Here is a 22,082-nt window from a genome sequence, read left to right as displayed (position 1 = left end):
GTACAATGAGCAAACACGGAAGAATTTTAGTCGCCATGAGTGGCGGTATCGACAGTTCGGTAGCAGCAGTAATGTTACACGAAGAAGGTTATGAAGTCGTTGGAATGACGATGAAAACTTGGGATTATGCCTCTTCGGGCGGAACAAAAAAAGAAACAGGCTGCTGTTCTTTAGACTCCATCAACGATGCCCGAAACGTTGCCGTTTCTTTGGGCTTTCCACATTATATTTTAGATATTAGAAACGAATTCGGTGATGCCGTAATTGATTACTTCACGGGCGAATACATCGAAGGACGCACGCCAAACCCTTGTGTAATGTGCAATACGCACATCAAATGGGACGCACTTTTGCGTAGAGCGGACAAATTAGATTGTGAATTTATCGCCACTGGACATTACGCCAATATCCGTGAAGAAAACGGCAGACATATCATTTCAAAAGGTGCTGATACTTGGAAAGACCAAAGCTATGTACTTTGGGGTGTTTCACAAGAAAGTTTGGCTCGTACTAAATTGCCTTTAGGACATTTGACAAAAGCCACAATCAGAGAAATGGCAACGGAAAGAGGTTTTATGGACTTGGTGAATAAATCTGAAAGCTATGAAATCTGTTTCGTGCCTGACAACGATTACAGAGGTTTTATCAAAAGAAGAGTAGAAGGCTTGGAAGAAAGAGTAAAAGGCGGAAACTTCTTAGATACCGACGGGAAAATTCTTGGCAAACACGAAGGCTATCCATTTTATACCATCGGACAAAGAAAAGGCTTAGGCATCGCTTTGGGCTATCCAGCTTTTGTGACTGAAATCAGAAAAGAAACCAATGAAGTAATATTGGGTCGTGATAAAGATTTAGAAAGAGACGGCATGGTGGTTGGTCAATTGAATTTATCAAAATACGCTTCTATTGATAATCCGATTGAAACCATTACAAAAGTACGTTACAAAGATGCCGGAACGCCAGCTACTATTTGGCAAGAAGGCAATAAAATAAAAGCTCATTTCCACGAACAAGTTTCTGGAATCGCACCCGGACAAGCAGCGGTTTTCTATGAAGGAAATGATGTAGTTGGCGGTGGTTGGATTATGAAATCCTTCAAACAAGACGCTACTTCTGGTATTTTTATGGCAGAAGTAGATAGATAGTAATTATGAATTATGAGTTCAGATATTGGATTTATAAAAGCTTATTTGAAGTATTTTATAAATCTAATATCTGAAACATTAAATCCAAAATAGCCCTCAAATTTTAATTATATACATTATCATTTCACTCTACACTCAAACTTGAGAAAAGTTAAAACAAACTTGTTTGATAACTAAAATTCCCAGAATGTTTGGCTTCGTGTTCTAAAAGCCATTTTTTCCGCCAAAGGTCTCCGCCATAACCTACCAAAGAACCATTTTTGCCGATTACTCTATGGCAAGGCACAACAATCGTGAATTTATTTGAACCATTGGTTGTTCCAACTGCCCGAATAGCTTTTTCATTGCCAATTCTTCTTGAAAGTTCTAAGTACGAAATCGTTTTTCCGTAAGGAATCGTTTCTAATTTTCCCCAAACTGATTTCTGGAAATCTGTTCCTTCATGTTGAAAGGCAAGCTCAAAGTTTTTACGCTTTCCTTCAAAATACTCCTGCATTTGTAACTCACATTGGTCAATAATAGAAGGAACATAAGCAGTTGCCTCTTTTCTGGGACTTGGCTTTTTCTGTGTTTCAACAAACAAAATTGAGGTTAAATAATTTTCAGTAGCTGACACTTCAATTACCCCCAAAGGCGAATCAATATATTTAGTAAAAATTTCGAGGTTCATTTCTTTCACGATTAGCAAGTTTTGGTTTTTGGCTAAGAAAACTATTGAGTATTTTGCAAGAAAAAAACATGACTCAGATACTTCTCCCCACTCCTTCACAGTTTTCATTTCAGGAATGTTTGTGGTTTTTAGACAGAAACTATGACGATTGTTTGCACGAAGTTCGGGAAAATTCTGTCTTAAAACTGCTTTCATTCAATGAAAAAACAAGCTTGATTGAAATTAAACAAGTTGAAAACTACTTACACATAGAAGTACTTCTGGGAGAATCTGATAAAGAAAAAATCTGTCAATTTGTAACAGAATGGTTTGATTTAGAAAGAGATTTAATGCCATTTTATCACTTATTGGCACAAGATGATGATTTAAAATACATGGTTTCGGACTATCAAGGTTTACGATTATTGGGTATTCCAGATTTGTTTGAAGCCCTCTGCTGGTCAATCATCGGACAGCAAATTAATCTTAGCTTTGCGTATAAACTCAAACGTAGATTGACTGAAAATTATGGCACAAAAGTAAGTTATCAAAATCAAGATTATTTTCTTTTTCCGAAGCCCGAAATTTTAGCAACACTCACCGTAGAAGAACTAAAAAATATACAATTTTCGACCAGAAAAGCTGAATATTTAATAGAAATTGCTCGGAATTTTTCAGAAGGAATTCTTTCAAAATCCATGTTGGAAGAACTCTCAACGCAAGAAGCCATCCAAAAATTAATCAACATCAGAGGTATTGGCGAGTGGACGGCAAACTACGCCTTGATGAAATCATTAAAACGCTTAGAATGTGTTACTTACGGAGACGTTGGTTTGTACAACGCCTTACATTCTCTGAAAAAATTTCCTAAAAAACCATTACGAAAAGATTTAGAAAGCTTTTTTTCTGGATTCAAAAACTGGGAAGCTTATACTGTTTTTTATCTCTGGCGAAGTTTAGCAACGAAGAATCCAGCGATTCCATAAATCTGAGCATAAAAAAACGTAACTTTGTCAATTCAAAAACTGTCAATCTGACAGAAAAAACAAATGGCAAAACTTTTGAGCGTATTAAAGCATTATAAAAATAAAGCGAAAAGTATATTGAAAATGGAAAATAAAGAAGAATTACAGACAGAAGAACAAGTGTTGAACCAAGAAACTGACAATGTTTCTGAAAATATAGAGGCAGTAATTGAAGAAACCGTAGAAATTTCTGAGACTGAAAAACTTCAAGGAGAAATCGCAGAGTTGAAAGATAAATATTTACGCCTATATTCTGATTTTGATAATTTCCGTAAACGCACTGCGAAAGAGAAATTGGAAATGATTCAAACAGCATCAGAAAAAGTGATTGTTGATATTATTCCTGTGATTGACGATATAGAAAGAGCTACTGCTAATGCTCAAGAGGGTGAAATCTCAGAAGGTATTAAGTTGATTTTCAATAAATTGACAAACACTTTGGCAGGAAAAGGCTTAAAAGCAATGGATGCTAAAGGAGCAGTATTCAACCCAGATGTACACGAAGCTATTACGCAATTCCCTGCACCAACCGAAGACGACAAAGGAAAGGTGTTTGATGTAGTAGAAAAAGGCTACTATTTGAACGAAAAAGTAATTCGCTTTGCGAAAGTAGTTGTAGCAAACTAATTTAAGTATGAATTATGAGTGGTTCACTGCTAAGGTTTAAAATAATTACTCATTATATTTTATCCTAAAAAACATCACTTATTTATTAAGATTATACTTACTAAAATAAAGTAATTATTGATAGAAAATTGGTTCTACTTGATTACTTAATTTATTGTTCAGAAAAAATGGCAAAAAGAGATTATTACGAAGTATTAGAGATTTCTAAGTCAGCTTCGGAAGATGAAATAAAGAAGGCATATCGCAAAATGGCGATAAAGTATCACCCAGATAAAAATCCGGGAGATAAAGCTGCCGAGGAAAAATTCAAAGAGGCGGCTGAAGCTTATGAAGTATTATCGAATGCTCAGAAAAAAGCTCAATACGATAGATTCGGTCATGCCGGAATGAGTGGTGCTGCTGGCGGTGGTGGTTTCAATGGCGGAGGCATGAATATGGACGACATTTTCAGTCAGTTCGGAGATATTTTTGGCGATAATAACCCATTTGGTAGTTTCTTCAACGGCGGTCAACAACAAGGACGTAGAGCCAGAAAAGGCTCTGATTTGAGAATCAAACTTAAATTGGACCTTGAAGAAGTAGCCAACGGTGTAGAGAAGAAAATCAAAGTAAAACGCCACGTTACTTGTAAACCTTGTAGCGGAACTGGTGCAAAAAATGGCACGGAATTACAGTCGTGTCAGACTTGCGGTGGTTCAGGACAAGTACGCAGAGTACAGCAAACCATGCTTGGACAAATGGTAACAACTTCAACTTGCCCTACGTGTAATGGAGAAGGTAAGATGATTAAAACCCGTTGTGAAGTATGTTTTGGCGAAGGTAGAGTTTTAGAAGAAGAAGTGATTCCAATCAAAATTCCTGCTGGTGTAGCCGAAGGTATGCAATTATCAATGACAGGTAAAGGAAACGTTCCTCCTCGTGGTGGCGTTGCTGGTGATTTATTGATTGTGATTGAAGAAGAACCTAATGAAGTATTGCACCGTGATGGCACAAATGTCATTTACGATTTGTACCTCAACTTTGCAGACGCAGCTTTAGGAACTTCGGTAGAAGTACCAACTATTGGAGGAAAAGCACGCATTACGATTGAAGCAGGAACTCAAGCAGGAAAAATTCTTCGCTTAAAAGGAAAAGGTATCAAAGAATTAAACGGTTATGGTGTAGGTGACGAATTGATTCACGTAAATATTTGGACACCAAAAAGTCTTAGTCGTGAAGAAACTGAGCTTTTAGAGAAATTTAGAAACTCGCCCAACTTCCAACCAAAACCTACTAAAAGCGATAAAAATTTCTTTGAGAAAATGAAAGATTTCTTTAATTAGACTTTCGGACTTGAAGACCAAAGAGGCAAGATTTGAAAACCTTTTATTCTTTGAGATTTACATCAAAAATTATAGATTTTTTTAATTAAAAACTCCCTTATTCATGGTTGAATAAGGGAGTTTTTTTTATGTGGTTTTTAACATAAAGTTAGGTTTGAAAGCTAAAAGTATTACTTCTTTCAAATGAAAAATTAGAAGCTTTAAAAAGCTAAGTTTTACATCTAACGTAAAAAAGAAAAAACTAAACAAAAAACACCTTATGTTATTTTTTCCTCTATTTAAAGTATTTATTCATCAATAAACAAGTGAGAATACCGTTAAATAAATTTTTGAATAAATATTTTTAACAATTTTTAGGATAATAAAATTATTGTATAATTTTATTCGAAACTTTGAAATATTACCTATTTCACCTAAAATATCACTTTTTGCAAATACAATTTTATGATTAAATCTCTATTCTCCCAACTGAGAAGCCTATTTACTAACCTTGTTCTCTTGCTCCTGTTAGTAAACACCCAATCAAGCTTTTCACAAGCTCCACAGATTAGTTACGAAAGTCCAAAGATTTTCACTGTTGGAACACCCATCACGCCACTAAAACTTAACAACAAAGGCGGAGCTATTCCCAAAGCATTTTATGGACAAATGTTTACGACTAATCTCAAAACAGATTTTGGTAATGTGAACGCAATGGTTATGGATTCAGCCAAAAATCTTTATTTTTCAGACAGCCCAAAATCATTAATACGAAAACTTAGTAACACAGGTGTATTAAACGTTGTAGCAGGAAATGGTTTGAGCGGTGCTGTTGATGGACAAAGTACGGCAGCAAAATTTTATAGTCCCCAAGGTTTAGCCATAGATGCAAATAAAAATATCTATGTGGCAGATGCTTATAATAATAGCATCCGAAAAATCAGTCCAAACGGTATAGTTAACACTTTGGCAGGAAATAGTGTAGCAGGTTCTACCAATGGAACAGGAACAAAAGCAAGTTTCAATTTTCCGCAGGGTGTAGCGGTAGATGCTTCTGGCAATGTTTATGTGGCAGATTACAACAATCACCTTATTCGTAAAATAACCCCTTCTGGTGTGGTTACCACTTTTGCAGGTAGTGGTAAAGCAGGTTTGGTAAATGGTACAGGTACAGCCGCAAGCTTTAATTATCCAAAAAGGTTAGTTTTTGATGCTACTGGTAATTTGTTAGTAGTGGATGAATATAACCATGCTATTCGTAAAATTACGCCTACTGGTGTAGTAAGTACAATAGCAGGAAATGGTACGAGTGGCTTCAAGGATGCAACAGGAACAGACGCAAATTTCAACCAACCACAAGACATAGCCATTGATGCTTTAGGTAATATATATGTTGCAGATGGTTACAATTATGCGATTCGTAAAATCACTCCTACCGGAATAGTAAGTACTTTTGCTGGAAATGGAGTTAATGGTTACAGAGAGGGAATCGGTACAAATGCAGGCTTATATCAACCTTATGGTCTTTGTTTGGATGGTACAGGAAACTTATTAGTAAGTTGGCAAACATTTTCGCAGATAGGTTTACAAAAAATATCAACCGTAGGTTATAGCATTAGTCCAGCTTTACCAGCCGGTTTAGTGTTTGATGAAAATACAGGAACAATTTCAGGTACGCCCATGTTGGCAAAAGCCGCTACAACTTATACCATTACCGCTTATAATTTAAGTGGTGTCAGTTCTACCAATTTAACATTAACCATTACAGGCTCAATTCCCGTAAAGACTCCAACAGTAAAAGCTCCAGCAATAAAATATCCTACGCCAAAAACCTTTCCAGTGGGAGCATCCATAAGCCCGATATTATCGAACAACACGGGTGGAGCAATTCCTAAAGGCTATTCTGGTCAAGTAAGTACTTACAAGAAAAACTTAAATTATACGAATGGTATCGCAATGGATACTGTACGAAATATTATTTACTACATAGAACGTAATTATATCAAAAAAATAAGCCCGTCAGGGGAAATTAGTATTCTGGCAGGTTCTACTTTTTCTGGAGCTAATGATGGAGAAGGCTCAGAAGCAAGCTTTAATCAACCATCTGGCTTAACAGTAGATGCCAGTGGAAATGTTTATGTAGCTGATATATATAATCAAAAAGTTCGTAAAATAACTCCTTCAGGTACTGTAACCACTTTTGCAGGAACAGGGAATGCTGGTTTTTTGAATGGTAGTACAGATAAGGCAAGTTTCAATTATCCATGTGATGTAGCTTTTGATAGTTTTGGGGTATTGTATGTAGCGGATAAGAACAATAAAGCTATTCGTAAAATTACTGCCACTGGAATTGTTTCTACAATGAGTGAAAATAAGACACCATTTTTTTCACCAGATGCTCTAAGTGTTGATGCTTTAGGAAATGTTTTTGTGGTGAATAGCGACTATCATACTATTTATAAAGTAACTCCTGATGGAGAAGTAACTAATTTGGCAGGGAAAAGCGGTTACTCGGGTTTTGTGGATGGAGTAGGAACAAATGCCCTATTCTATTACCCGAGTGATATAGTGGTAGATAATTCAGGAAATGTTTTTATAACAGATAATTCAAATCATGCCATTCGTAAAATTAGCCAAACAGGAGAAGTAATAACCCTTGCAGGTAATGGGCAAAACGCTTATAACAAAGATGGTGTTGGGGCAATTGCGTTATTTAATCTTCCAAGAGACCTTTGTATAGATGCTTCTGGAAATCTATGGGTAACGGATAATACTGGTATTAGGAAGGTTTCAACCATGGGATATTCACCTGTTACACCAAAACTACCAGTCGGTTTACTCTTCGATGAAACTACTGGAAATATTACAGGCATACCTACTTTAGCAAATCCTGCTACCGATTATCGTGTTACAGCTTATAATGCTGGTGGACAAAGTACAAGTACTTTCAATATCACCGTTACAGGAACACTTCCTGCAAAAACTCCTGCGGTGAAAGCTCCAGTAATCAGCTATCCAACCCCCAAAACTTATTCAGCAGGTACGGCCATTAGTCCTTTAGTATTAGCAAATTCAGGCGGAGCTATTCCAAATAATTTCTATGGACAAACCTCCACATTAGTAGAAAACGTAAACGTTAGTGGAGACATTATTGTAGATACAGTACGAAACATTGTGTATTTTATAGATGGACATACTATCAAGAAAATAAGCACTTCAAATGTAGTAAGTGTTTTTGCTGGTAGTAGTGTTTCTGGCAATACAAATGGCCAAGGTACTGAAGCAAGTTTTAATCAACCTCAAGGATTGACGATTGATGTTAATGGCAATTTATATGTGGCAGATACCTATAATCATCTCATTCGTAAAATTACACCTGCTGGAACAGTTAGTACTTTTGCTGGAACAGGTGAAGCAGGAAAAGCTAATGGAATAACAAGCAAAGCCGTTTTTTCTTCTCCTTCAAGTGTTACAATAGATGGTTTTGGAAATGTATATGTACTTGATAATGGCAATTATGTCATTCGGAAAATTTCAACAACTGGTATAGTCGAAGATTTAACGGCAGCCGATAATAGTCTTTCTAATTGTACTAAACTAATTGTAGGTTATACTGGAGATTTATTTGTTGTGGATAGAAACAATCATTCTGTTCGTGGAATCACTCCAAATGGAATTATTTATACACTTGCGGGTGGTGAAAAAGCTGATTATTATAGCTCGAACTCTGGTTATGTAGATGGTTTCGGAACAGATGCAAGATTCAATTATCCATCAGGAATTACGATAGATGCACAAATGAATATTTATGTAGCAGATAAATATAATAACAGTATTCGTAAAATTAGCCTAATGGCTGTAACGACAGTTGCAGGGAATGGAATGAGTAATAGCGTAGATGGCATTGGAACTGATGCACGTTTTTACTATCCGACAAACATTGCAATGGATGGCAAAGGTTATTTGTATGTTGCTGAAAATAATAAAATTAGAAAAGTAGCTGTTACAGGTTATAGCAACATCACACCAAAACTACCATCAGGCTTGTCATTTGATGAAAATACAGGCACTATTTCAGGAACTCCTACCTTAGCAAAAGCTGCAACAGATTACTCATTAACGGCATACAATCTTGGTGGAAATAGTAAAACCACTTTTAATATTGCTGTAACAGGTACAGTGTCTCCAAAACCTAATTTGGTAAAAGCACCATCTATTACTTACCCTACTCCTAAAACATTTACAGCAGGAACAAATATTAGTCCTTTAATACCTACTAATACAGGCGGAGCAATACCAAAAGAATTATATGGGCAAACAATAAATTTTACTGAGAAATCTTATCAAGTATCAGGAATCGTAAAAGATACTGTAAGAGGTTTTACTTATTTTGTTGAAGGAAATAAAATCAAGAAAATCAATGCTTCTGGGTCAGTGAGTACATTCGCAGGTAGCAGTAATGTCGGTGCTAATGATGGACAAGGTACAGAAGCCAGCTTTTATGAACCAAAAGGATTAGCTATTGATGCAAATGGAAATGTTTATGTAGCTGATGCTACTAATAATCTCATTCGTAAAATAACCCCCTCTGGATTAGTTTCAACCTTTGCAGGCAATGGGCAAGCAGGATTTACTAATGGAAATGCTTTAAAATCAAGTTTTTCTTCTCCAGTAGCTATTTGCATTGATACTTATGGGAATTTTTATATAACTGATAAAAACAATCATGCTATTCGTAAAATAAATACAAGAGGAATAGTTTCAACTTTAGCCGGTGGTAATATTGGATACAACGATGGTACAGACCTAAATGCAGCTTTTTATTATCCATCAGGTATTACAGTTGATGCTAATGGCAATGTTTATGTGGCTGATACTTATAATCATCGTATTCGTAAAATAACTGCGGAAGGAGTAGTTACGACATTAGCAGGTAATTCAAGCAATACACTTGGGGATGGCACAGGTACTGGGGCAAGTTTTAACTATCCTACGGCTTTGGTAGCTGATGCAACGGGTAATATCTATGTTGCAGATCAAAACAATAATGCAATCAGAAAAATTACACCATCTGGCGTAGTTACAACCTTAGCAGGAAATGGCAATGGCTTTATCTTAAATGGCGTAGGAAATATTGCAAGTTTTTATCCTCCTTCAAGTATCACCATTGATGAAAAAGGTTATTTACTTGTTGGAAGTAGTTATGGAAGTCCGATAAGAAAAGTATCTACTGTTGGATATAGTAATATCACACCAAGTCTTCCATCAGGTTTAGCATTTGATGAAAGTACTGGTAATATTTCAGGTATTCCAACAACTGCACAGGTAGCAACAAATTATAGTATTACTGGTTATAATCTTGGCGGAAGCAGTACTGCTAACTTTAGCATAACGGTCACTGGCACAGCTACTACACCCAATGCCATTGCTGCACCAATCATTAGCTATGCTACTCCACAAACTTATGTGGCAGGAACAAGCATTACTCCACTCGTACCTAAAAACACTGGTGGAACTGTGCCTGCTACCCCTTATGGACAAGTATCAACTTTTGCAGGAAATAGTACAACAGGAGCAAATAATGGTATAAGTAGCAATGCTTCATTTTCAAAACCTAATGCAATAGCCGTAGATGTATTCGGGAATACGTATGTTGCAGACTACGGGAATGGGCTTATTAGAAAAATAAGCCCCTCTGGCATTGTTTCTACTTTAGCAGGAAAACCACAGATAGATGCTGCATCTTACTTTAATGGCACAGGTTCAGAGGCTACTTTTTTCAAACCCGTTGGTATTGCAGTAGATAAATCTGGTAATGTGTATGTGACTGAAGAAAATTCTCATGCCATCAGAAAAATCACACCAAGTGGAGTAGTAACTACTTTTGCTGGAGATGTTTTTGAATCTAATTCAACAGATGGAACGGGTCCGTCAGCAAGGTTTAATGCTCCCAAAGGATTAGCCGTTGATGCTTCTGGAAACGTATTTGTTGCTGATTATAACAACCATAAGATTCGTAAAATCACAGCTTCTGGTGAAGTAAGTACTTTTGCTGGGAATGGTTCTGCTGGCATTATAAATGGCACAGGAACAGGTGCGTCGTTTTATTATCCCAAAGGAGTGGCTGTGGATAAGGATGGAAATGTATATGTTACCGAAGGAGCAGAAGACCATAATGCTATCAGAAAGATTACTAAAGACCAAGTAGTGTCAATCCTTGCTGGTGGACCTTACACTGGAAATATTGATGGAAGAGGTACGGTTGCAAGCTTTAATCTTCCTTATGGCATTAGTGTTGATAAATTAGGAAATGTTTATGTGGCTGATTGGGGCAACAATATAATTCGTAAAATTTTACCAGATGGTACGGTAAGTACTTTAGCAGGAAATTATAACGTTGGTATAGTAAACGGCAATGGTATTAAAGCACGCTTTAGTCTTCCTAAAGGTATTTGTGTAGATGGACAAGATTATTTGTTAGTCGCAGATACTGATAATAATCTTATTCGTAAAATTTCACTCAGCGGATACAGTAGTAATGATTTACCAGCAGGTTTGACATTAGACCCTTCTACCGGAATAATTACAGGAAAACCAACGACCCCACAAACAGCTACTAATTACACCATTACCGCAATAAATGGCGGAGGAATACGAACTACCAATGTAAATATTACCATTACTGGAAATTTAGTAACACCCACCATTACTTTACCTAAAGCTCCTGTAATTAGTTACCCAAGTCCTAAAACGTATTCAGTTGGCACTCCGATGACAGCTTTCCTTAACAATACAGGAGGAGCAATTCCAAATGAATTTTATGGGAATACAAATACTTTCTATGCTGGATATAACACAAAGGGTTTTGCCGTTGATACTGTTCAAAACATACTTTACTTTATCGACAACAGTTCGATTCGAAAGATAGAAAATGGTAATGATAAGATTGTAGCGGGAAGTTTTGAAGGTGCAACAGGACTAACCGATGGACAAGGTACTGAGGCTCGATTCAATCAACCTCAAGGATTAACGATTGACACTAAGGGAAATCTTTATGTGGCAGATTTGGGGAATCATGCCATTCGTAAAATTACTCCTTCAGGTTTAGTAAGCACCTTTGCTGGAAGCGGTAATAATGGTTTCCAAAATGGAACAGGAACTGCTGCAAGATTTACGTATCCTTCAGATATTACAATTGACGTTTATGGTAATTTGTATGTTACAGAAATTGGTAATAATAGTGTACGAAAAATTACTCCTGCTGGAGTGGTAACAACCTTAGCAGGTAATGGAAGCGTTGGATATAATAATGGAACAGGCAGCAATGCAACATTTAGCTCTCCTGCTGGCATTACAGTAGATTTACTGGGTAATATATATGTAGCCGATCAATTTAATAATGTTATCCGTAAAATTACTTCAACGGGTGTCGTTACAACACTTGTTGGAAATGGTTCGGCTGGTTATTTGGATGGCACAGGTTCAAACGCAAGATTAAACAGTCCTCAAAAAATTGTAGCAGATGCCATTGGAAATGTATATTTCACCCAATCCTATAGCCACTCAGTCAGAAAAGTATCAACGTCTGGTGTAGTAACTACACTTGCAGGAGATGACACTTCTTATGGTTCATTAGATGCCATTGGTACTGATGCACGTTTTTATGGACCAAGTGCCATTTCGATTGATAAAAATGGGTATTTAATAGTAAATGATAATTATGGTTTCAAAAAAGTATCAACCATTGGTTATAGTCTTTTTACACCCGCATTACCGCAAGAATTATCTTTTGATGCCAGTACAGGAAGTATCTCAGGAACACCATTAGTTGCTAAAACTGCCTCTAATTATACTCTTACGGCTTACAACAGAGGTGGAAGTAGTAGTACCACTTTTAACATGACTTTTACAGGGACAATTCCTGTAAAAACTCCTTCTGTAAAAGCTCCTATCATCAAATATCCAAGCCCAAAAACCTATCCTGTTGGTACTAATATTAGTCCTTTAGCTTTGGGAAATACGGGTGGACTTATACCAAAAGATTATTATGGACAAACCTCAACGATAATGGAAGGTTTGGATATGAGAGAAGGAATTATCGTTGATACTACTCGTAACATTACCTATTTCATAGATGACCATCAGATTAAAAAAATAAGTGCCAGTGGGAAAATAAGTGTTCTTGCTGGAAATATGAGCTATGGTTTTGCGGATGGTGAAGGGGATAATGCCTATTTCAATAGTCCAACAAGTTTAGCACTTGATGCTAATGGTAATATTTATGTGTGTGATCTTGGTAATCATATCATTCGTAAAGTAACACCTGATGGAATTGTATCTACTTATGCAGGTCGTGGGAGTATTGGCTTTGTGAATGGCAATAAAGTAAATTCAAATTTTAATTATCCAACAGGTATTAGTTTAGATAATTACGGTAATTTATATGTAGCGGATAAAAATAATCATGTTATTCGGAAAATTTCTGCTTCTGGTATCGTTTCAACTTTCGCAGGAAATGGAACGGATGGGTTTAAAAATGGTTCAAGTACCGAAGCACAATTCTCATATCCTGCTGGTGTAGTGGTCGGTTTGGGGGGAAATTTATATGTGGCTGATAAAAACAATCATGTCATTCGGAAAATTGCACCAGACGGAACCGTTTCTACTTTTGCTGGAAATGGTACAGCCGCATACATTGATGGGAAAGGAACAGCCGCAAGTTTTTCAAATCCAGAAGAATTAACTATTGATGCTATTGGGAATCTATATGTGGCAGATTTTTATAGCCATACAATTCGTAAAATCACCCCAGATGGTACAGTATCAACATTAGCAGGAAATGGTACTTATGGTTATATCAATGGTATTGGCAAAGATGCTCGTTTTAGTAATCCTGCAAGTATCGCTATTGACAATAAAGGGTATTTATTCATCGGCGATAGCAATGGAGCAAGAAAAGTCTCAACAGTTGGTTATACCACTATCACTCCTGATTTACCAGCAGGTTTGATATTTGACGAAAGTACTGGTAACATTACTGGAATCCCATTATTAGCAAAAACAGCCACTAATTATAATATCACAGCTTATAATGTAGGCGGAAGTAGCACAACTACCTTTAACATTGCTACTACTGGGACAATTCCGACACAAACATCAACAGTAAAAGCTCCTGCGATTCAGTATCAAAGTCCAAAAACTTATCCTATTGGTACGGCTATTACGCCATTACAACAAACTAATACAGGCGGAGCTATCACAAAAGATTTTTATGGAAGAACCGATATATACTACAAGTACGTAAGAGCCCGTAAAGGAATTGCCATAGACAGCGTTCGTAAGCTTACTTATTATATTGATGAACATAATATCCAAAAAATAAGTAGTGCTAAAGTTGTGAGTACTTTGGCAGGTAACGGTACTCGTGGAAACGCAGATGGACAAGGTACAGAAGCCAGCTTTAATTTACCTGAAGGTTTGGCGATAGACATGAATGGAAATCTTTATGTTGCCGATGCTGAAAACAATCGTATTCGTAAAATAACACCAGCAGGAGTAGTGACAACTTTAGCAGGGAATGGAACAGCAGGGAAACAAGATGGCATTGCCTCGTCGGCAAGTTTCAAATTTCCAAGTGGAGTAGTTGTTGATAGATTTGGTAATGTATATGTTGCAGACCAAAGAAATCATGCTATTCGTAAAATATCTCCCACAGGCATTGTTACAACACTGGCAGGTGGAGAAGAAGGTTTTGCTGATGGAAAAGGTACTTTAGCTAAATTCAGTAATCCTGTAAAACTTGCTATTGACGGAAACTTGAATGTTTTAGTAGTTGATAAAGGCAATCATTCGATTCGTAAAATCACCCCAGATGGTACTGTGAGTACATTAGCAGGAAATGGATATGCAGGAACAGATAACGGAACAGGTGTAACTGCTCGTTTCTATAATCCTGATGACATTGCTATTGATGCTTTAGGAAATTTATATATAACTGAATCAAGTAACCATGTTATTAGAAAAGTTACACCAACAGGTGTTGTTACCAACTTTGTAGGTGATGGTACTGCTGCAACTGTTGATGGTGTCGGCACAACTGCACGTTTTTATTATCCTTCAAAAATTGGTATAGATGCACAAGGCTATTTATATGTTGGCGACGATTTAGACTTAGGCATCAGAACTGTTTCAACAGGTGGATATAACATCTCTCCTACTCTTCCAACTGGTTTAGAATTTGATGAAAATACTGGAAGTATTTCGGGTATTCCTTTGGTTGCTCAAGCGGCTACCAATTATACTATTACAGCCTACAATACAGGTGGAAGTAGTAGTTCCACCGTGAATATTACTTTAACAGGAACGATTCCAGTAAAACAACCTACTGCAAAAGCACCTATTATTAGCTACGAAACACCAAAATCTTATGTAGCTGGTGCAAGCATTAGTCCCCTCAGTCCTAAAAATAGTGGAGGAGCAATTCCACAAGTGGCTTTCGGACAGGTAAGTTCACTTATTTTGAAACAGGATTATCCTGGTTATTATCCTCCACAAGGAATCGCTTATGATAGTATAAGAAAGGTTATCTACATTACAGGAGGTAATGTTATCTATAAAATAAATGAAGCTGGATATTACAGTCAATTTGCTGGGAATAACAGTCAACCAGGAAATACGAATGGACAAGGAATTGAAGCCTCTTTTTACAACCCTCAAGGATTAGCTTTAGATGCATCTGGTAATTTATATGTGGCAGATGCAGGAAATAACCTCATTCGTAAAATTACTCCTTCTGGACTCGTAAGTACCTTGGCAGGAAATGGTTCGGCTGGATTATCCAATGGGAAAGCCAGTAATGCAACTTTCAATGGACCTTCAAGCATTGCATTGGATAATTTTGGAAATGTATATGTCGCAGATTATTACAATCACGTGATTCGTAAAATTAGTTCAACGGGAACAGTATCAACTTTTGCAGGAAGTGGAAATCGAGGTTTTAAAGATGGAACTGGTACTGACGCAGAACTTTATAATCCTATCGGTATTACAGTAGATGCTAATGGAAATGTGATTGTATCAGAATCAGGCAATAATGCCATTCGTAAAATTACACCTGCTGGAATAGTAAGTACTTTAGCGGGCAGTGGTAATCAAACATATCAGGATGGAAAAGGAAAGGAAGCAAGCTTTTATTATCCTCAACAATTAACAGCCGATTCCTTTGGAAATATTTATGTATGCGATTATTATAATCATGTTATCAGAAAAATTACTGCTGATGGAGTCGTATCAACTTTAGCTGGTAATCGTACTGATGGTTCAAGAGACGGCATAGGAACTCAAGCAGTTTTATCTTATCCGAAGAATATAACGATAGATAATAAGGGTTATATTATTATTACTGATGCTTCAAATGTTAACCGATGTATTAAAAAAGTAGCCACTGTGGGTTATGCCATGACAGATGTACTTCCTGATGGTTTAATCTTTGATGCAAGTTCTGGCTCAATTTCTGGCATACCATTGAAAGCAACTGCTGCCAAAAACTATGCAATCACTGCTTATAATAGTGGAGGTAGTAGTTCTACAACAGTGAATATTGCAGTGACGGGTACTGCAACACCTCCAGCCACTCCTACACTGCCTGCCATTACTTATCCTACACCAAAAGTATATAATATTGGTGTGAATATTCCAGTGCTTCAGGCAACTAATAAAGGAGGAATTGTACCATCAGGTATTTTTAAATCAACCAGTACTTATGCTGGTAATGGTTCGATTGGTCGAGTTAATGGAGCTGCCAAAGATGCCACTTTTCAGTTAGATTATGATTTTACAGGAATCGTAACAGACCCTTACAACAATAGTTATGTGGTAGATGCAGGAAATACTATCAGACGTATAAGTGCTTCTGGTATTGTCAGTCCTTTCCCTACGCCTGTACAATATGGTTATATCACTGATATTGCTGTTGACAGAAGTAGTAGTATATATTTTGCCAATAATACACTTATTCAGAAAATAACTCCTTCAGGTACAGTAAGTACAGTGGCAGACTTATCATCTACTAACAGTTATACAATGAAAATTGCTATTGATAAAAATAACAACCTCTACGTTGCTGATGTCAATAATTATAAAATACTTAAAATTACCTCTGCTGGTGTAGTTAGTACTTTAGCAGGTTCAGGCTATTATGGCTGGGTTGATAGCACCGGTACAGCAGCAGGGTTTGAAAGAATTACTTCCATTACAACAGACCCTTCTAATAATATTTATGTAACTGAAAATAATAAGGTTAGAAAAATAAGCCCAACTGGAGTTGTTACCACAATTGCAGGCGGCAACTATTCTGGATTTGCGGATGGACAAGGTTCTTTAGCAAGCTTTAGTAATTTAACAGGTATCTGTTCAGACATCAAAGGGAATTTATATGTTACAGACAAAGGCAATCATCTAATCAGAAAAATCAGTACTGGTGGATTGGTAAGTACCATTGCTGGAAGTGGAAATAGTGGTTTCATCAACGGTGTTGGAACTGAATCTGTCTTTAATAATCCACAAGCTATCTCGATAGATAATTTTGGAAATTTATTGGTTGTTGACCGTGGAAATAACGTCATTAGAAAAATAAATCTTACTGGCTATACAATCAATCCAGCTTTGCCAAATGGACTTAATTTTGATGAAAGTACAGGAAATATTAGCGGTATTTCAAAAGTATTATCTCCTGCTACAAATTACACTGTTACAGCCTATAACGGAGCCGGTCCAGCTACCACCACGGTAAATATTGCCATCATTCCAAAATCAAATAATGCTAATTTAAAAAGTATTGTGTTGAGTAATGGCACGCTAAGCCCAGCTTTTGATTCATTGAAAGTGAATTATACAGCCAATGTTTCCAATGCCATTAGCTCGATAAATGTATCTGCAATTGTCTCAAATATCAACGCCAGTTTAAGTATTAACGGTGTTGCCACTAACGCTGCAACAATTCCGTTGAAAGAAGGAGATAATAACATAGTATTTACAGTTTTAGCACAAGATGGCAAAACGACTAAAACATACAGCATTAAGTTTATCCGTGCCGCTACCCAGACCATTACTTTCAATCCTTTAACTCCTGTTACTTATGGTTCAGCTGACATAAGTCTTGGTGCGGTTAGTACAAATGCTACTATCCCGATTACTTATAGTAGTAGCGACACCACTGTTGCCAAAATTGTCTCAGGAAAAATTAGAGTGTTCAAAGTTGGAACAGCGACTATCACTGCATCGCAAACAGGAAGTTTATATTATGATATTGCCAAAAATGTAAGTCAAAGCTTAACTGTCAATCCAGCTATTGTCACCATTACCGCTGATAATAAAAGTAAGGTAGTAGGGACTGCCAACCCAACATTGACCTTTACTATGAAAGGTTTTGTGAATACTGAAACTCAAAGTGTTTTAACAAGTCAACCCACCATCAGTACAACAGCTACCAATAATTCAGTCGTTGGAGCTTATCCAATTACAGTTTCTGGGGCATCAGCCAAGAATTATACCTTCAATTATGTAAATGCTACGCTGACGGTAACGCCAACTGTCCCTGTCATAACAGCCAATAACGCCAGTATCTGTCAAGGAAGTAGTGCCACCTTAACTGCCAGTGCTTGTGCAGGAGGAACTTTAACTTGGACTGGTGGCTTGACGGGTACTTCTATCACTGTATCGCCTACTACCACAAAAGCTTATAAAGCTTTATGTACCATCAATGGTTTCAAAAGTGACTCAAGTACAGCTATGACTATCACTGTTTTAGTTAAACCTGCAACGCCAACCATAGCAAGTAACAATGCTTCTATCTGTTTAGGAACAAGTGCGATTCTTACTGCAACAGGTTGTGCGGGTACGGTTACTTGGACAGGTGGCTTAACAGGAAATTCTGTAACGGTGACTCCTACTAAAACCACTGCTTACAAAGCTATTTGTACCATCAATGCTTGTAGAAGTGATTCTTCTTTGGTAACAACTATTACGGTAACTCCTAAACCTGCAACGCCAACGGTTAAAAGTAATAATGCTTCTATTTGCTTGGGTACAAGTGCAGTGCTTACTGCAACAGGTTGTGCTGGGACGGTTACTTGGACGGGTGGCTTAACAGGAAATTCTGTAACGGTAACACCTACAAAAACCACTGCTTACAAAGCTCTTTGTACTGTCAATGCTTGTAAGAGTGATTCTTCTTTGGTAACAACTATTACGGTAACTCCTAAACCTGCAACGCCAACTGTTGCAAGTAATAACGGTTCTATTTGTTTAGGAAACATTGCGGTTCTTACTGCAACAGGTTGTTCGGGGACAGTTTCTTGGACAGGTGGTTTAACAGGAAATTCTGTAACAGTTACTCCTACAAAAACCACTGCTTACAAAGCTCTTTGTACCATCAATACTTGTAAGGGTGATTCAAGTACAGCTACTACGATTACGGTTAACCCTAAACCTGCAACGCCAACCATAGCAAGTAACAATGCTTCTATATGCTTGGGAAACATTGCAGTGCTTACCGCAACGGGTTGTACTGGTACGGTTACTTGGACGGGTGGCTTAACAGGTAGTTCCGTAACGGTTACTCCTACTAAAACCACTACTTATAAAGCCCTCTGTACTGTCAATGCTTGTAAAAGTGATTCTTCATTGGTAACAACTATTACGGTAACTCCTAAACCTGTAACGCCAACCGTAGCAAGTAATAATGCTTCTATATGCTTGGGAACAAGTGCGATTCTTACTGCAACAGGTTGTGCGGGTACGGTTTCTTGGACAGGTGGTTTAACGGGTAGTTCCGTAACAGTAGCACCTACAAAAACCACTGCTTACAAAGCTCTTTGTACTGTCAATGCTTGTAAGAGTGATTCTTCTTTGGTAACAACGATTACGGTAACTCCTAAACCTGCAACGCCAACCGTAGCAAGTAATAATGCTTCTATATGTTTGGGAACAAGTGCAGTGCTTACCGCAACAGGTTGTGCGGGTACGGTTTCTTGGACAGGTGGTTTAACAGGTAGTTCTGTAACAGTTACTCCTACAAAAACCACTGCTTACAAAGCTCTCTGTACTGTCAATGCTTGTAAGAGTGATTCTTCTTTGGTAACAACGATTACAGTAACACCAAAACCTGTAACCCCAACAGTAGCAAGTAACAATGCTTCAATATGCTTGGGAACAAGTGCGGTGCTTACGGCAACGGGGTGTTCGGGTACAGTTTCTTGGACAGGTGGTTTAACAGGAAATTCTGTAACAGTTACTCCTACAAAAACCACTGCTTACAAAGCTCTTTGTACTGTCAATGCTTGTAAAAGTGACTCTTCATTAGTAACAACTATTACGGTTAACCCTAAACCTGCAACGCCAACGGTTGCAAGTAACAATACTTCTATTTGTTTGGGTACAAGTGCGGTGCTTACCGCAACAGGTTGTTCGGGTACAGTTTCTTGGACAGGTGGTTTAACAGGTAGTTCTGTAACGGTTACTCCTACAAAAACCACTACTTATAAAGCTCTTTGTACTGTCAATGCTTGTAAGAGTGATTCTTCTTTGGTAACAACGATTACGGTAACTCCTAAACCTGCAACGCCAACCATAGCAAGTAATAATGCTTCTATTTGTTTGGGGACAAGTGCAGTGCTTACTGCAACAGGTTGTTCGGGGACAGTTACTTGGACGGGTGGTTTAACAGGTAGTTCTGTAACGGTTACTCCTACAAAAACCACTACTTATAAAGCTCTTTGTACCGTCAATGCTTGTAGAAGTGACTCTTCATTGGTAACAACAATTACAGTTAATCCTAAACCTACAACTCCAACCGTTGCAAGTAACAATGCTTCTATCTGTTTGGGAACAAGTGCGGTGCTTACTGCAACAGGTTGTGCGGGTACGGTTTCTTGGACAGGTGGATTAACAGGAAATTCTGTAACAGTAACACCTACCAAAACCACAGCTTACAAAGCTCTTTGTACCATCAATGCTTGTAAGAGTGATTCTTCTTTGGTAACAACAATTACAGTTAATCCTAAACCTGCAACTCCAACGGTTAAAAGTAATAATGCTTCTATTTGTTTGGGGACAAGTGCTATTCTTACCGCAACAGGTTGTTCGGGGACGGTTACTTGGACGGGTGGATTAACAGGAAATTCTGTAACAGTAACACCTAACAAAACCACTGCTTACAAAGCTCTTTGTACAATCAATGCTTGTAAGAGTGATTCTTCATTGGTAACAACTATTACAGTTAATCCTAAACCTGCAACGCCAACGGTTAAAAGTAACAATGCTTCTATTTGTTTGGGTACAAGTGCTATTCTTACTGCAACAGGTTGTTCGGGTACGGTTTCTTGGACGGGTGGATTGACGGGTAGTTCTGTAACGGTTACTCCTACCAAAACCACTACTTATAAAGCACTCTGTACAATCAATGCTTGTAAGAGTGATTCTTCATTGGTAGCAACTATTACAGTTTTATCTAAACCCTCAACCCCAACAGTAACAAGAAATAATGCTACTATCTGTGCAGGAAGCAGTGCTACCTTAACGGCTTCGGCTTGTGCTGGTGGAACGGTGAATTGGACAGGGGGACTCACAGGAATCGCTATCACAGTGAGTCCAAGTAAGACTACTGCTTACAGAGCGATTTGTTCTCAAAATGGTTGTAAAAGTGACTCAAGTGCGATAACATATATTACTGTGAATCCAAAACCTACTGCTCCAACGATTAAATCAAATATCGTTTGTGTGACTTGTAGCCCTGACAATTTACCAGCCTCGGCTAAACCAACGCTTACAGCATCTGGTTGTTCGGGTTCAATCAAATGGAGTAATGGTGCAACGACGAGTAGTATCACCGTGAGCCCAACGGTGGCAACTACCTATACCGCAACTTGTACCGTGAATGGCTGTATCAGTGCGGCAAGTAATGCCATCAAAGTAAGTCCAGAAATACTGACGACGGGAACTACCTCTCCGATTCAAGCGGCTAAAACGGTGAGAGAAGAAATCATTCAAACAGAACCAAGCCTTGGTTTTAAAGTATTCCCGAATCCTGCAACGAATGAAATTAATATTGAAACAGATTTGGAAGGTGAATCAACTTTCCAACTTTATAACAGTATTGGTCAGAAAGTGCTTGAAACAAACTTTGTGAAGAAAACTAAAATCTCAATCAGCGACATCGGAAGAGGTAATCATTTCTACCTGATTCAAAACCAAGAGCTGAGAAGTACTGGAAAGATTTTGTTGGAATAAAAATCTGTTTTAAAAACTAAAGGCTGTCCGAAAAGACAGCCTTTAGTTT

General features: G+C 37.6%; 6 protein-coding genes. 5 read left to right on the top strand and 1 reads right to left on the bottom strand.

The window, feature by feature from the left end; translation table 11 throughout:
* The first annotated feature begins 5 nt into the window (after positions 1-5).
* Positions 6-1,145 (top strand): tRNA 2-thiouridine(34) synthase MnmA, encoded by a 1,140-nt coding sequence (gene mnmA / locus VB248_RS15690; protein WP_323297748.1) that lies wholly within the window; start codon positions 6-8, stop codon positions 1,143-1,145.
* A gap of 151 nt (positions 1,146-1,296) precedes the next feature.
* Here the strand turns inward: mnmA and VB248_RS15685 are convergent, their stop codons facing one another.
* Positions 1,297-1,815: a methylated-DNA--[protein]-cysteine S-methyltransferase gene (locus VB248_RS15685; protein WP_323297747.1), complete on the bottom strand. Its 519-nt coding sequence runs from the start codon at positions 1,813-1,815 to the stop codon at positions 1,297-1,299.
* Between the two features lie 68 nt (positions 1,816-1,883).
* Here VB248_RS15685 and VB248_RS15680 point away from each other — a divergent pair, with 68 nt between their 5' ends.
* The 4 genes from VB248_RS15680 to VB248_RS15665 all read left to right on the top strand — a co-directional run bounded on the left by VB248_RS15680 (position 1,884) and on the right by VB248_RS15665 (position 22,033).
* Positions 1,884-2,780 carry a DNA-3-methyladenine glycosylase family protein gene (locus VB248_RS15680; RefSeq protein WP_323297746.1) on the top strand — a complete coding sequence of 299 codons (897 nt, stop codon included), beginning with the start codon at positions 1,884-1,886 and terminating at the stop codon, positions 2,778-2,780.
* 63 nt (positions 2,781-2,843) lie between these two features.
* Positions 2,844-3,446 (top strand): nucleotide exchange factor GrpE, encoded by a 603-nt coding sequence (locus VB248_RS15675; protein ID WP_323297745.1) that lies wholly within the window; start codon positions 2,844-2,846, stop codon positions 3,444-3,446.
* A 167-nt stretch (positions 3,447-3,613) separates the two neighbouring features.
* Entirely contained in the window at positions 3,614-4,768 is a 1,155-nt protein-coding gene (gene dnaJ / locus VB248_RS15670; protein ID WP_323297744.1) for a molecular chaperone DnaJ, read from the top strand.
* A 498-nt stretch (positions 4,769-5,266) separates the two neighbouring features.
* Positions 5,267-22,033 carry an NHL domain-containing protein gene (locus VB248_RS15665; RefSeq protein WP_323297743.1) on the top strand — a complete coding sequence of 5,589 codons (16,767 nt, stop codon included), beginning with the start codon at positions 5,267-5,269 and terminating at the stop codon, positions 22,031-22,033.
* Positions 22,034-22,082 lie beyond the last annotated feature (49 nt).

This window comes from Arcicella rigui (genome assembly GCF_034929435.1).
Classification (GTDB): domain Bacteria; phylum Bacteroidota; class Bacteroidia; order Cytophagales; family Spirosomataceae; genus Arcicella; species Arcicella rigui.
This window is presented reverse-complemented; position numbering and strand designations above follow the sequence as displayed.